We start from the raw sequence: 13,673 nt of genomic DNA, 5'->3' as shown, positions 1-13,673 counted from the left end.
CGTTGGATATAAAAGACACATTTAAAACTATTGACAGTCCCGGAGAAGAAGTTTTGTTTAAAGACAAAAACAGTAAATTTTTTGGATATTCGTTTCCGATAACTACTGAAGACGATGTGAAAGAAATCATTGATTCCTTAAAGAAGCAGCATCATGCTGCAAGACATTGGTGTTATGCATGGCAGTTAGGAACGGATAACGTAAGGTATCGAAGTAATGATGATGGTGAACCTTCTAATTCTGCAGGTCAACCTATTTATGGGCAAATCCAATCTTTTGAAATAACCAATGTTTTGGTAGTAGTAGTACGTTATTTTGGTGGTGTAAAACTTGGTGTCGGTGGATTAATCAATGCTTATAAAACTACAGCACAATTAGCTTTAGAAAACTCAAATATTTTAGAAAAGACAATTGATATTCATTTTCGTATAATTTTTCAATATAAAAACATGAATAAGGTTATGCGGATTATTAAAGAGAAACAACTTACCATAATAAGTCAAAAATTAGAATTGGATTGTAGATTATTGATTACAGTTAGAAAAAAGATGGCTGATGAAATAAATGATCTTTTTTCTGCGTTGTATGAAATAGACATTGAGCGATTAGATAATTAATTGTCCTTCTATTATTTCTAATAAATATTTTGGACATAACATTGGTTTTCTGGTTTCGGTATCAACAAATACCAATGTAGTAGAAGCAATTGTTAATAAATCCAAATTTTGATTATAAATTTCGTAATCGAAAATGATTCTTGCTGTAGGAATTTTCTTAAGGCAAGTTTTAACAGTTAATTCATCGTCAAAGAACGCAGATTTCTTAAATTTAAAATCTAATGTAAACACAGGAAGCATAACACCGCTTTCTTCCATTGATTTATAAGAGACACCTAATCGTGATAACCAATCAATTCGGGCTAACTCCAAATATTGCGCATAATTGCCGTGATGTACGACTCCCATTTGATCGGTTTCAGAATATCTAACTTTTAACAAAGTTTCAGAAGTAATTGACATGTATTTAATTAAAAAAATAGTAAGGAATGCAATATTACATTTATTAAAGTATGCGAAAAAAATAATTAAAATTCAACCCCAAAATTGTTTTTTTTTTACATTTTTTGTTCACATATTTGTCAAGCAAAAAAAGGAAGAACTTTTTCAACAATTTTCCGTTAATAACCTAATAAAAGTAATCTGACCACTCTAATGAATATAACTGCGCAATCAGTTTGGGATAATTGTCTATCTTTTATAGAGGACAACATTACCCCTCAAGCTTTTAAAACCTGGTTTGAACCTATTAAGGCTGTAAAGCTTACCGATAGCGCATTAAGTATCCAAGTACCCAGCAAATTTTTCTATGAGTGGCTAGAGGAGCACTACGTAAATCTTCTGAAAGTTTCTTTAACCAGGGAGTTAGGAGAAACAGCTAAATTGGTTTATATTATTAAAATGGAAAACACCTACGGTAATAAAAAACCATTTACAGAAAAAATACCAAGTGCCAATAGGACCGCTGTAAGTTCACAAGAGGTAGATGTTCCTATTAAAAGTAAAAATCCTGAACTTAAAAATCCATTTGTGATTCCTGGAATCAGAAATGTAAAAATTGAGTCACAGTTAAATCCTAGTTACAATTTTGAAAATTTTCTAGAAGGAGACTCCAATAGATTGGCTCGGTCTGCAGGAATGGCAGTGGCAAATAAACCTGGCGGAACTTCTTTTAATCCCTTATTAATTTTTGGCGGTGTTGGATTAGGAAAAACACATCTTGCCCACGCTATAGGTGTTAATATAAAAGACAACTATCCCGAGAAAACGGTTTTGTATATTTCTGCTGAAAAATTTACACAACAATATATAGAATCAGTAAAAAAGAATAATAGAAATGACTTTATACATTTCTATCAGATTATTGATGTTCTCATTGTTGATGATATCCAATTACTTTCAGGAAAAGCAGGAACACAAGACGTTTTCTTCCACATATTTAATCATTTACATCAAAACGGCAAACAGGTAATCCTTACCAGTGATAAGGCTCCTGTTGATATGCAAGATATAGAACAACGCTTACTATCTCGTTTTAAATGGGGATTATCCGCAGAGTTACATCAACCAGATTTTGAAACCAGAATATCAATCATTAAAAACAAACTATATCGAGACGGTGTAGAAATGCCAGAAGATATTGTAGAGTTTTTAGCAAATAATATCAAAACCAACATAAGAGAATTAGAAGGTGCTATCATTTCTTTAATCGCTCACTCTTCTTTTAACAAAAAAGATATTACTATTGATCTAGCTAAGGCTATTGTAGACAATTACGTTAAAAATACAAAACGAGAAGTATCTATCGATTATATCCAAAAGGTAGTTAGTGATTACTTCCAAATGGATGTAGAAACACTTCAATCCAAAACCCGTAAACGTCATATTGTGCAAGCCCGTCAACTAGCTATGTTCTTTGCAAAAAAACTAACAAAAGCTTCACTAGCTAGCATCGGCACACAAATTGGAAAAAGAGATCACGCAACCGTTCTTCACGCCTGCAAAACTGTAGATAACTTATCCTCTACCGATAAACAATTTAGAAAGTACGTAGAAGATTTAGGCAAAAAACTTACGCTTTAATTTTTAGTGTACATGAAGATCAAAATTTTAATGGTATGCCTCGGAAATATTTGCAGGTCACCATTAGCTGAGGGTATCTTAAAATCCAAACTAGACACCAAAAAATTTCAAGTAGATTCCTGCGGAACAAGTAGCTATCATATTGGAGAAAAACCCGACAGAAGATCCATTCTAATCGCAAAAAAATATGGTATAGATATTTCTAATCAGAAAGCAGCACAGTTTAAGACAAGTGATTTTGATGCTTACGACTTCATATATGTCATGGATAATACCAACTATAATGATGTCATAAACCTTGCTCGTGACGAAAAAGACAAGAAAAAAGTATCCTTAATTTTAAATGAACTACACCCAAATAAAAATTTAGATGTCCCTGATCCTTATTATGGAGGAAACCAAGGTTTTGAAAATGTTTATCAAATGCTAGATCAAGCTTGTAGTAATCTAGCTAAAAAGCTATAAATACCGATTACTTTTTAAAAACAAAGTTTTTGTATATTTAGAAACCAGTTAGCCCTAATTACAAATAGTACCCCCTAAAGCTTTATTTTTTAGCGGTATTTATTAGATTTTAAAATGTTTTTTTTAAAATATAAACTAAAGAACCTTATATTCATTAATATTACAATCATAAACCCTAATATATTCAGCCAAAACTAGCTACCAAATACAATGCTATGGAATCCAAACCCCTAGATCCTAAAGGAAAATTATATTTAATACCCACCAGATTGGGAGACGATGTGCCTCTGGAGGTACTACCGATATCTATAAAGAAGGTTTTAGAACAAGTAAACCATTATATTGTTGAAAACGAAAAGCCGGCCAGAAGGTTTATCAAAAAAGTAAGCCCAAGCAAATCGCAGCGCTCACTTATTATTCATTCAGTTAATAAATACACAGATGCCTCAGAAATACCGAATTATCTCGCTCCTTGCCTAAATGGAGAATCTATTGGACTACTATCTGATGCTGGATGTCCTGGAATTGCAGATCCTGGAGCCGAAGTAGTGCGGCTTGCCCACGAAAAAGGAATCCAAGTAACACCCCTTGTCGGGCCATCATCTATATTTCTTGCCATGATGAGTAGCGGAATGAACGGTCAAAATTTTTGCTTTAACGGCTATCTTCCTATTGACAAAGGCGAAAGAAAATCTACGATTAAATCTTTAGAAAGAAATTCTTTAGAGAAAAATCAAGCACAAATCTTTATTGAAACACCTTACAGAAACGATAAAATGCTCGCAGATCTTGTGTCAATTCTTAATCCATCAACACGCCTGTGTATTGCTAGTGATATTACGCTAACAACAGAATATATCGCTACAAAGACAATTGAAGAATGGAATAATGCAGAAATCGAATTACACAAGAAACCAACGATCTTTATCATCCAACGTGATTTCTGATTATGATTGATTATTCATAAGCTTTTGCTTTCCTGTTAGGCTTCACAAATGAGGTGTCGAATCCGGCAAAACGTTTCATATAATAACGAATAGTGGTACCAAAAGCGTCAGCAAAACCATCTACTCCTCCGCTACGTAAATATTTTTTAACTGCGCCAGGTCCGGCAAGGTGAGCAGCCGCCAAAACACCTGATTCTGTAACAACAATTCCATTGATGCGCTTACCAACAAACCACTTAAGATCCCTTCTTAAAATCCATTTGTTCCTAGAAAGATTAGCGTAAAAAGCTTTTTCCTGCAATTCCGGATTATTCAAAAATTCATTTTTGTTTTTTATCCCGATCATAGCTAAAGTACTCATACCAAACTGATATTTTCCTAGGTATCCAAACTGATTCACCACTCCATAATCACCTCTCGATTCCTTAAAAGCAACTGCTTCTTTAAAACCTACATAAGATTTACCAAGTTCTGGATAAATTAAGTAATCCAGTAAATCATCTTCTATCTCGTCAAAGTTAGGAGCGATGTAGTAAAGATCTAAACCTTCGGTGCTATACGAGCTTAAATCTGTGCGTTTTTTTGGTGTAAAACTTACTAACAAGATCCCCCCGGTTGTAAGAATTACAAAAAGTCCAATTATCCTTTTTATCATATAAAAAATTTCTAAGTAGACATCAAAAAGACGTTCCCCTCTACTTAAATTTTTGCGGTGCAAATATACGACTTTTTTAAGAAGTAAGACTAATCATACGTTAAATTAATTATAACACTGAATAACAATTACTTACGTTAAAAAAATCGTTAAAAAATCATAAAAAAGGGTGTAAAAAGTCTTAAAACGTGTAGTTGAACGTCAAACCAATGGTTTTAGTCGATAAAAATTAAAAGATCAAAAAACATAGTAATGAACAAGTTTTCAAACGATATTGTTAATAAATTCATCGTGTTTTAGGAAAAGAAAACTAAATTATCATTTTTTTTCCTACAAAAAACCGAGTGATTTTTATCGTTTTACTCCTTGTTTGTTAATCCAATCTACGTACTGTTTTTTGTTTCTGTTATGCTGAGCTATAGTTTTGGCAAATTTGTGGTAGCCAAAATTCTCTACGTTAGCTACAAAGAAGTAATATTCATGCTTTTCATGATTAAGAACCGCATCAATAGATGAAATATCAGGCATTGTTATAGGACCTGGAGGTAAACTACTATATTTATAAGTATTATAAGGACTATCGAGTTCAAGATCTTTATACAAAACTCTCTTTATTACTACATCCCAGTCATTTCTATGTTTTTTAATCGCGTAAATAACCGTGGGATCAGCATCTAGTTTCCATCCATTTTTATATCGGTTCATATAGACTCCTGCAACCCTTGGACGTTCGTCAACCTTAGCCGTCTCTTTCTGAACTATTGAAGCGATAGTTGTAACTTCTGTTGGCGTTAAACCGATGTTTTGCGCTTTTTCTTTTCTTTTGTCGTTCCAAAATCGTTTATATTCCTTTAGCATTCTATCTCTAAATTGCTCTGCAGAGGTATTCCAAAAAAACTCATACTTATTAGGAATGTACATCGCTAATGCATTGTCTGCAGTAAACCCATTCTCTGTTATAAAAGATTCTTCTTTGAGAGCCTGCACTAAAGACAAACTATCAGCTTCTATTTGTTGTGCAACCCTACCAGCCAGATTTTCCAGTCGTTCCTGATTGTTAAAACTTAACTGAATTGGAATGTTTTTACTTCTCAAAAGATCTACCAACTCATTATTATTAAGCCCTTTTTTAAGTATATACCTTCCTGCTTTTACTCGAGATGTATATCCTTTCTTGCTAGCTATTTTATCAAAGCTTGAGGGATCTTTTAATAAAGGATGTATAATCTTTCTTAATTCAGGATACGTGGTTCCCGAAGGTATATGTATAGTGGTAGTTTCTGTTTCAAAATTTGTATTTGGCGAAAAAACAGCTTGATACACGTAATAAGCAAATAAACCTCCTCCAATCAAACCTATCAAGGCTATAATCAATAAAATTCTTTTAATGTACATATATTAATTGATATAATAATTCATCCTTATAATTGCCATTTACAAGGTTCCAATCTTTTTTTGTTCCAATTTTTTTAAAACCTTCTTTTTCGAATAGTTTAATACTAGCAATGTTATCTTCAGCTACATTTGCATATAACTGATGTAACCGTAGATGTGTCTTACCATAATTTTTCAGAAGAGATAATGCTTCTTTTCCATATCCTCTACCACGATATTCTGTTTCCACAATTAAAATCCCCACACCTGCTCTATTATGAGTTGGATTAAAATCGAATAAATCTATCAGCCCCAATGATTCATCGTCATAAGAACATATGACAAGGCGCAGTTGTTTAGCATCATAAATATCCAGATGTGCATTTTCAAGATATTGTTTAATCAAAAAACGTGAATATGGAGTTTGAGTAGAACTCATCTCCCATATCCTCTCATCATTTTCTATCAAATAAATGAAATCAAGATCCTCTGGCTCTAGAGCACGTAAATAAATATGTTCTCCTTTAAGAGTTAGCATACTATCTCTCCTTTAAAAACTTGTTCTGCAGGTCCTATAAGAAATATGTCCTCATATCCATTTCTGGTCTTTTTAAAAGTCACTCTTAGTTCACCTCCTTGAGTTTTAATACTTACCATTTCATTATCAGTTATTTTTGTAGCGTGCATAGATAATGCAACAGCAGTAACACCGGTTCCACAAGATAAAGTTTCATCTTCCACACCTCTTTCATAAGTACGAACTGCAAACGAATCTTCATCTTCTTTCTCAACAAAATTTACATTGCTTCCGATTTCAAAGTAAGGAGCTCCATTTCTAATTTCACGACCCATATTTCTAACATCATAACCTTCTAAATTATTGACCATAGTAACGTGGTGAGGAGAACCAGTATCTAAAAACAAATGCGAATCATACTTTTCTATTTTTGAAACATTTTGCATTTGTAGATACACCAACCCATCTTTAATTTCTGCGGTATGCTTTCCATCTATAGCAGTAAAGGTTGCTTTATCATCTATAACTCCGAGATAAGCCGCAAATGCTACAAGGCATCTCCCGCCATTACCACACATCGAACTCTCATTCCCATCAGAATTGAAATACACCATCGTAAAATCCTCTCCATCGTTCTTTGGAAGCTCTAATAGCATTAGACCATCTGCACCAATGCCGTATTTCCTGTCACAAAGTCTGGCAAATAGTTTGGTATTATTTTTGGAAAGAAGGTTTTGTCTGTTATCAATGATTACAAAATCATTACCTGTACCCTGATATTTATAAAAAGTAAGATTCATTATTCTTTTTCAATTATCAGGAACAAAGGTACAAAGAAAGTTACCATTTTATCGTTGTTAATAGCGCGTTAAATATCAAAAAATAATATACTATAATTGTAATTTTAATTGTTATACGTAGTCTATTATATAGTACTATTCAAATTAAACGAAAAAAAGAAAAGAAGATGAAAAGATTTTTGAGCTTATTGGTTGTCGCTATTTTAGCAGGTGCTATGACATTAGGAATGTACAAAGCATTTTTAGAACCTGATACTGTTATTGTAACAAAAAATGAAACCGCCACACCAACGAATTTGATTCCGGCCACCTACAGTACCACCAATTTGAATGCTGTAAACACCAATGCTGATTTTACATTAGCCGCAGAAAAAACTGTGAATGCAGTCGTACACGTAAAGCAGTACGGAATTACTAAATCTCCTAGAAATCTTATGGAATATTTTAGGAATGGAGGAACCACAGAGCGAAGAATTCAAGGTGCAGGATCAGGTGTCATTATTACAGAAGACGGATATATTGTAACGAATAACCACGTAATTGACGGCGCAACTGATCTAGAAGTTACCTTAAATAATAATAAGTCGTATAAGGCAGAAGTAGTCGGCACTGCTCCTCAATCAGACATTGCTCTTCTCAAAATAGAGACAGATGAAAAACTAACATATATCCCGTTTGGGGATTCAAATAGCGCTCAAATAGGAGAATGGGTATTGGCGGTAGGTAATCCTTTTAACCTAACATCAACTGTCACTGCTGGAATCATAAGTGCCAAATCCAGAGACCTGAATGAATATGATGGAAATATTCAATCATTTATACAAACAGATGCAGCCATTAATCCTGGAAATAGCGGTGGTGCATTGGTAAATATCAAAGGAGAGCTTATCGGAATTAACACTGCGATCACCTCACAAACCGGTAGTTATGTTGGATATGCTTTTGCAGTACCATCAAACAATACTCGTAAAATTGTAGAAGACATTCTAGAGTTTGGCGATGTACAAAAGGGTATTCTTGGTATTAGAGGCGGTAACATCAATCCAAAAGCTATGCAAGAATATGGAATCTCTGTATCGCAAGGAGTTTTGATTGCAAGCGTAGAAGAAGATAGTGGAGCCAAAAAAGCCGGGCTAAAAGTAGGAGATGTAATAAGAGAAATAGACGGTTTACCCATACGTAAGTTTGCAGATTTAACGGGCTATGTAAATAGTAAAAGTCCAAATGATGTAATTAATGTAAAAATCTTACGAAAAGAACGAGAGCTAAACGTACCAGTTACATTAACCAAATACGTTATACAGCGATATAATATAGAGGATGTAGGTGTAGAAGTCGCAAATCCTGCAAAAGATGTTTTAAAGAAATTTAATCTTGATCACGGTGTAGTTATTAGCAAAGCTTTGAGTCCGAGGATGCAGCGTTACAATCTAGAAGGACTAATTATTAGTGAAATAGATGGAAAAAAAGTAAAAAATGTTTTGCAGGTAAAACAGATTATCGAAAATAAGTATCCAGAAGAAGATATCACGATTAGTTTAATTGACAGAGATGGGGAAAAACGTGAATTTGTTTTTCAGAATTAAACCTAAAACCTTCTAAAATAAAGGATCCCATTGCTAACAAAAGGCAATGGGATTTTTTTATTGAAAAAGCTTTACGAAAACGTTTGAAATTCATACTTTTGCGCGAAATTTCAAGATTGTAAAACACAACACATTATGAGTTCTAACGAAGTTTATGAGAAAGAACTTGCCTTTCAGGCAGACAGACGCCGTGCTACGGTAGCATTTATCAAAACTGTAAGTGATTTATGGTATGACAATTCTATAGAATTGGTACTATTTCGTAACCAGTTAATTGATAAAAATGTAAGTGAAATTCTAAATTTACACGAGTACGCCGGCGAATTTGTTCAGAAACCAATTTCAATTTTTGATTCTGTAGAAATTGCGCAAGCCATCAAATTAATGGATTTACCTCCTGCCAAATTAGATATTGGTAAACTTACCTATGAGTATCACCTTGCCGGTAATGAATATGATTCGGCAACTAGTTTTGTAATGAACAAACTAAAGGATGCTAAGAAGTTTAAGAACATTTCTCCTAAGGATGTTGTTCTTTATGGTTTTGGACGTATTGGTCGTTTAGTAGCTAGAGAGCTCATGACGATTACCGGAAAAGGAAGTCAATTGAGGTTAAGAGCTATCGTGACCAGAGGATCTATCACAGAGGAAATTTTAGAGAAAAGAGCCTCTCTTTTAAGAAATGATTCTGTTCACGGAGAATTTGCGGGTTTAGTAGAAACTGATATCGCCAATAGTTCATTAATCATTAATGGAACTACCGTCAAAATAATTAGCGCCAATAATCCGGAAGATATAGATTATACTTCTTACGGAATTAATAATGCCCTGTTAATTGATAATACCGGGGTATTCAGAGATAAGGAGGCATTAAGCAGACATTTAATTGCTAACGGGATTGACAAAGTTCTTCTTACAGCCCCTGGGAAAGGAGTTCCTAACATCGTGCACGGTGTAAATCACAAAGAACATGATCCAGATAAAGTAAACATTTTTTCTGCAGCATCCTGCACTACCAATGCCATTACTCCAATTTTACAAGCTGTAGATGAAAGTTTTGGTGTTATTAATGGGCACTTAGAAACCATCCATGCATATACTAATGATCAAAATTTAGTAGACAATATGCACAGCAAATATAGAAGAGGTCGCGCGGCAGCCCTAAACATGGTAATCACTGAAACCGGTGCAGGAAAAGCGGTTTCTAAAGCACTACCCAACTTTGAAGGAAAACTCACCTCAAATGCAATAAGAGTACCCGTTCCTAATGGTTCGTTAGCAATTCTTAACCTAAGATTGGACAAAAAAGTTTCAAAAGAAAGTATGAATGCTATTATCAAAAAATATGCTTTAGAAGGAAGCTTAGTAGAACAAATTAAATATTCTTTAGACAATGAACTGGTTTCTAGCGATATTGTAGGATCTTCTGCACCTTCTATATATGATAGCAATGCAACCATTGTAGATAATGAAGGCCATAATGCTATACTCTATGTATGGTATGATAACGAGTATGGGTATAGCCATCAGGTAATAAGATTATCTAAATATATCGCAAAAGTTAGACGTTATACTTATTATTAAGAATAACCTATATACAAAACTTTTAAAAGTCGTTATTTCACCATAACGACTTTTTTTATTTTATTTTTTTAAAACAACACACAAACGTAAATTTGAAATATTCGGAACATGCTCTAAATCAAGCTATATTAAATCTTTTAAATTGCCTACAATATCGTATCTTTATTATCGTTAATTTGTATTAAAGACTGACAAAACTAGAACAAAAACATTTTGATAAATGAATCAATTCTAAAGACACCTATCTTAAATTTTGTTTCACTTATCTAAAGGTTTTAATCGACCATTAAAAACAATTAAAATTCACACATGAAAGTATCAAAGTACCTATTAATTTTAATAGCTCTATTCCCCATCTTTGAAACCATCCAGGCACAAACCCAAGAAGAGAACCTTACGGCCGAACAAGCACTACAACAGGAAAATATCGAAACGCAATTCGATGTAGTGATTAAAAAGTCCGGAAGATATCAAGAATATAAGGTAGTAAAACGTGTTTGGTTAGACAAACTAAAAAAAAACACTTTAGATTCTCTTAAAACATTAGAATCAAAATTAAATAGTTCTAACCAAAAAATTACTGAGCAACTTACTTCTATATCTAATTTAGAGGCATCATTAGCAAAAACAAATGAAGATCTTTCTGCGGTAACCGAGGAAAAAGATAATATGACTTTTTTGGGAATGTCTTTTACCAAAGGTAGCTATAAAACAATGATGTGGACCTTTGTTGGTGCGCTCCTAGCATTATTAGCTTTTTTTGTTTTTAAGTTTAAAAACAGTAATGCTGTCACAATACAAGCCAAAAAAGCATTAGCTGAAACAGAAGCAGAGTTTGAAGATCACAGACGAAGAGCATTAGAAAGAGAACAAAAAGTAATGCGTAAACTTCAGGATGAAATCAATAAACAACGTAAAACCGGAGCTAAGTAATACTAATTCTCTGGATTTTTAATGTATTGTTTTGCATCTTTGCAACTCTTAAAAAATAAAGATGCGAATAGACATAATTACCGTCGTACCAGATATCCTAAAAAGCCCTTTTGAAGCTTCTATTATGAAGCGATCTATAGAAAAAGGGCTTGTAGAAGTACATTTACATAATCTTAGAGACTATACTACAGATAATTATAAACAGATAGATGATTATCAATTTGGTGGTGGCGCTGGTATGGTGATGATGGTAGAACCGATTGACAAGTGTATCTCCAAATTGAAATCTGAAAGATCCTATGACGAAGTTATCTATATGACTCCAGATGGTGAAACGTTAAATCAGGGAATCGCTAATCAATTATCCTTAATGGGCAACTTGATTATTTTGTGTGGACACTATAAAGGTGTTGACCAACGAGTTAGAGATCACTTTATCACAAAGGAGATATCTGTTGGTGATTATGTACTCTCAGGAGGAGAATTAGGTGCTTTGATTCTGTGCGATGCCGTTATCAGATTAATTCCTGGTGTGCTCGGCAATGAAACCTCAGCCCTAACTGATTCTTTTCAGGATGATTTGTTAGCCCCTCCTATTTATACCAGGCCTGCAGATTATAAAGGCTGGAAAGTTCCTGAAGTACTCACCTCTGGAAATTTTCCAAAAATTGAAGCCTGGCGCGAAGAGCAAGCCTATCAAAGAACCAAAGAGCGCAGACCGGATTTATTGGATGAAAATGATTAGTTAAAATTTATACACCGTCTTCATTAATAAATATCTAATACCAAATATCCTTAACTAAAAGGCAATCTTTCAATTAAAAAAGAAACTTCATAAATAATAATCAAAAAATAATTGCAAATAATGAAATAATAGCTATTTTTGCAGCCTGATTGGAACAACCTCTGGCGAGAATCGTAAATGTTGTTTTAACAAAACATAAGTAAACTATTTCAAAAATGGAAGATTTAGTAAAATTCGTACAAAACGAGTTTGTTGCAAAAAAAGATTTACCTGAATTTTCGGCAGGAGATACTATCACAGTATATTACGAAATTAAAGAAGGAAGCAAAACGCGTACACAGTTCTTTAGAGGAGTTGTAATCCAAAGAAGAGGATCTGGTTCTAGTGAGACCTTCACAATCAGAAAAATGTCTGGAACCGTTGGTGTAGAACGTATTTTTCCGGTAAACTTACCAGCACTTCAGAAAATTGAAGTAAATAAAAGAGGTAAAGTTCGTAGAGCACGTATATTCTACTTTAGAGAGCTTACTGGTAAGAAAGCACGTATTAAAGAAAAAAGAAGTTAACTTTCACTTCTTATTACAATACAAAGGCTACCGATTGGTAGCCTTTTTTTATGAACAAAAGTTCATAACTTTGGTTCATAACCAGTTGATAACTAAAAACATACATTTAACTGTACTGTAAATCTATTTTTCCTAAATTTATAAGAAGAAAAGATGTAATGATAATAATAGAGATGACACAAGGATTCCTGATTTACATTTTTTCAAAACAAGTTCTTTGAACATTTACATAAAGCATCTTAAAGTTAGGATAAATATAAAACGAAAGTTATTTTTTTGAGTACATCGTTGAAATCAATTTAAAGGTTCTCTTTAAAATCATTTCAAAATGAAATTCAAAAGAAAAAATTAAGTTTTGACACCTTTTTAATTTTAAGTGGCATTAGACTATTCGGATGAAAAACTGAAAAATTACATAAGTAATTTAGAAACACAAGCGTTCGCAATAGTCACCCGAGTAGTATTTAGATGAACATTGTATTTTCTTTGAAAAATTTAAATCTACTCAAAAACAGAAATAACAATTTGGTATAAATTAACGCAAGTTATTATTTTATAGCGGGTAAAACAGCTAACAATATTATTATTTCTGACAAAAGCCATATCAAGGTATTCGTATTATGATATGGCTTTTTACTTTTCACTACTATTCTAAAATAAGGTTTACATTTTTACTTTTAACTTTTTTATCCCTCAATCTTTTAAAGATTTTTAATTCAATTCCTTTAACGCAAAACTAACAATATACAGGTTGCATTTAGCCGCCTATATTTGTATCTTCGCGCTCGGAAAATCTTACAGCAAATAATATTGTTAAAACACCCCTTGTTACACCGACAAAAAAAGGAAGACTAATATTGTT

General features: G+C 33.2%; 14 protein-coding genes. 9 read left to right on the top strand and 5 right to left on the bottom strand.

Translation table 11 applies throughout. From position 1 onward, the window contains the following. Positions 1-2 precede the first annotated feature (2 nt). Entirely contained in the window at positions 3-617 is a 615-nt protein-coding gene (locus ACE94K_RS13055) for an IMPACT family protein (RefSeq protein WP_378172895.1), read from the top strand. On the opposite strand, the gene ACE94K_RS13050 is transcribed toward ACE94K_RS13055, so the two are convergent. Continuing rightward, entirely contained in the window at positions 606-1,019 is a 414-nt protein-coding gene (locus ACE94K_RS13050) for an acyl-CoA thioesterase (RefSeq protein ID WP_378172893.1), read from the bottom strand. The two genes, ACE94K_RS13055 and ACE94K_RS13050, sit on opposite strands and share 12 nt — an antisense overlap. Before the next feature lie 192 nt (positions 1,020-1,211). On the opposite strand from ACE94K_RS13050, the gene dnaA reads away from it, so the two are divergent. From dnaA to ACE94K_RS13035, 3 genes are all read left to right on the top strand, one after another. Beyond that, positions 1,212-2,639: a chromosomal replication initiator protein DnaA gene (dnaA, locus tag ACE94K_RS13045; RefSeq protein ID WP_378172890.1), complete on the top strand. Its 1,428-nt coding sequence runs from the start codon at positions 1,212-1,214 to the stop codon at positions 2,637-2,639. A 12-nt stretch (positions 2,640-2,651) separates the two neighbouring features. Continuing rightward, positions 2,652-3,104: a low molecular weight protein-tyrosine-phosphatase gene (locus ACE94K_RS13040; protein ID WP_378172887.1), complete on the top strand. Its 453-nt coding sequence runs from the start codon at positions 2,652-2,654 to the stop codon at positions 3,102-3,104. A 215-nt stretch (positions 3,105-3,319) separates the two neighbouring features. Then, positions 3,320-4,051 (top strand): SAM-dependent methyltransferase, encoded by a 732-nt coding sequence (locus ACE94K_RS13035; RefSeq protein WP_378172885.1) that lies wholly within the window; start codon positions 3,320-3,322, stop codon positions 4,049-4,051. 10 nt (positions 4,052-4,061) lie between these two features. Here ACE94K_RS13035 and ACE94K_RS13030 read toward each other — a convergent pair whose 3' ends face one another. The 4 genes from ACE94K_RS13030 to dapF all read right to left on the bottom strand — a co-directional run bounded on the left by ACE94K_RS13030 (position 4,062) and on the right by dapF (position 7,397). Then, positions 4,062-4,706, bottom strand: a complete 645-nt coding sequence (locus ACE94K_RS13030) for a peptidoglycan-binding protein LysM (protein WP_378172882.1) — start codon at positions 4,704-4,706, stop codon at positions 4,062-4,064. A 351-nt stretch (positions 4,707-5,057) separates the two neighbouring features. Continuing rightward, on the bottom strand, positions 5,058-6,101 hold the full coding sequence (mltG, locus tag ACE94K_RS13025; RefSeq protein WP_378172879.1) for an endolytic transglycosylase MltG: 1,044 nt from the start codon (positions 6,099-6,101) through the stop codon (positions 5,058-5,060). Continuing rightward, positions 6,091-6,618 carry a GNAT family N-acetyltransferase gene (locus tag ACE94K_RS13020; protein WP_378172876.1) on the bottom strand — a complete coding sequence of 176 codons (528 nt, stop codon included), beginning with the start codon at positions 6,616-6,618 and terminating at the stop codon, positions 6,091-6,093. Before ACE94K_RS13020 ends, mltG begins: the two co-directional genes overlap by 11 nt. After that, entirely contained in the window at positions 6,612-7,397 is a 786-nt protein-coding gene (gene dapF / locus ACE94K_RS13015) for a diaminopimelate epimerase (RefSeq protein ID WP_378172873.1), read from the bottom strand. The genes ACE94K_RS13020 and dapF overlap by 7 nt, the downstream gene beginning before the upstream one ends. A gap of 167 nt (positions 7,398-7,564) precedes the next feature. Here dapF and ACE94K_RS13010 point away from each other — a divergent pair, with 167 nt between their 5' ends. The 5 genes from ACE94K_RS13010 (at position 7,565) to rplS (ending at position 12,811) form a co-directional block, all read left to right on the top strand. Beyond that, on the top strand, positions 7,565-8,983 hold the full coding sequence (locus tag ACE94K_RS13010) for a trypsin-like peptidase domain-containing protein (RefSeq protein ID WP_378172871.1): 1,419 nt from the start codon (positions 7,565-7,567) through the stop codon (positions 8,981-8,983). 135 nt (positions 8,984-9,118) lie between these two features. Beyond that, positions 9,119-10,567 (top strand): glyceraldehyde-3-phosphate dehydrogenase, encoded by a 1,449-nt coding sequence (locus tag ACE94K_RS13005; RefSeq protein WP_378172868.1) that lies wholly within the window; start codon positions 9,119-9,121, stop codon positions 10,565-10,567. Between the two features lie 309 nt (positions 10,568-10,876). After that, the gene (locus tag ACE94K_RS13000; protein ID WP_378172865.1) at positions 10,877-11,500 is read left to right on the top strand and encodes a tRNA (guanine-N1)-methyltransferase; all 624 of its coding nucleotides are present in this window, start codon (positions 10,877-10,879) and stop codon (positions 11,498-11,500) included. 61 nt (positions 11,501-11,561) lie between these two features. Further along, on the top strand, positions 11,562-12,245 hold the full coding sequence (gene trmD / locus ACE94K_RS12995; protein ID WP_378172863.1) for a tRNA (guanosine(37)-N1)-methyltransferase TrmD: 684 nt from the start codon (positions 11,562-11,564) through the stop codon (positions 12,243-12,245). Positions 12,246-12,460: 215 nt separating this feature from the next. Beyond that, positions 12,461-12,811 (top strand): 50S ribosomal protein L19, encoded by a 351-nt coding sequence (gene rplS, locus ACE94K_RS12990; protein WP_378172860.1) that lies wholly within the window; start codon positions 12,461-12,463, stop codon positions 12,809-12,811. The last annotated feature ends 862 nt before the right edge of the window (positions 12,812-13,673 follow it).

Source organism: Aquimarina besae (assembly GCF_042434905.1).
Taxonomy (GTDB): domain Bacteria; phylum Bacteroidota; class Bacteroidia; order Flavobacteriales; family Flavobacteriaceae; genus Aquimarina.
The sequence above is the reverse complement of the archived record's forward strand: the minus strand, read 5'-3'. Positions and strand labels throughout refer to the sequence as shown.

What these genes read in the sequence shown, in the direction of transcription:
- rplS (WP_378172860.1), top strand. Translation starts at nt 12,461, where the DNA reads ATGGAAGATTTAGTAAAATTCGTACAAAACGAGTTTGTTGCAAAAAAA.
- ACE94K_RS13020 (WP_378172876.1), bottom strand. Translation starts at nt 6,618, where the DNA reads ATGCTAACTCTTAAAGGAGAACATATTTATTTACGTGCTCTAGAGCCA.
- ACE94K_RS13050 (WP_378172893.1), bottom strand. Translation starts at nt 1,019, where the DNA reads ATGTCAATTACTTCTGAAACTTTGTTAAAAGTTAGATATTCTGAAACC.
- dnaA (WP_378172890.1), top strand. Translation starts at nt 1,212, where the DNA reads ATGAATATAACTGCGCAATCAGTTTGGGATAATTGTCTATCTTTTATA.
- ACE94K_RS13005 (WP_378172868.1), top strand. Translation starts at nt 9,119, where the DNA reads ATGAGTTCTAACGAAGTTTATGAGAAAGAACTTGCCTTTCAGGCAGAC.
- ACE94K_RS13010 (WP_378172871.1), top strand. Translation starts at nt 7,565, where the DNA reads ATGAAAAGATTTTTGAGCTTATTGGTTGTCGCTATTTTAGCAGGTGCT.
- mltG (WP_378172879.1), bottom strand. Translation starts at nt 6,101, where the DNA reads ATGTACATTAAAAGAATTTTATTGATTATAGCCTTGATAGGTTTGATT.
- dapF (WP_378172873.1), bottom strand. Translation starts at nt 7,397, where the DNA reads ATGAATCTTACTTTTTATAAATATCAGGGTACAGGTAATGATTTTGTA.
- ACE94K_RS13035 (WP_378172885.1), top strand. Translation starts at nt 3,320, where the DNA reads ATGGAATCCAAACCCCTAGATCCTAAAGGAAAATTATATTTAATACCC.
- ACE94K_RS13000 (WP_378172865.1), top strand. Translation starts at nt 10,877, where the DNA reads ATGAAAGTATCAAAGTACCTATTAATTTTAATAGCTCTATTCCCCATC.
- trmD (WP_378172863.1), top strand. Translation starts at nt 11,562, where the DNA reads ATGCGAATAGACATAATTACCGTCGTACCAGATATCCTAAAAAGCCCT.
- ACE94K_RS13040 (WP_378172887.1), top strand. Translation starts at nt 2,652, where the DNA reads ATGAAGATCAAAATTTTAATGGTATGCCTCGGAAATATTTGCAGGTCA.
- ACE94K_RS13030 (WP_378172882.1), bottom strand. Translation starts at nt 4,706, where the DNA reads ATGATAAAAAGGATAATTGGACTTTTTGTAATTCTTACAACCGGGGGG.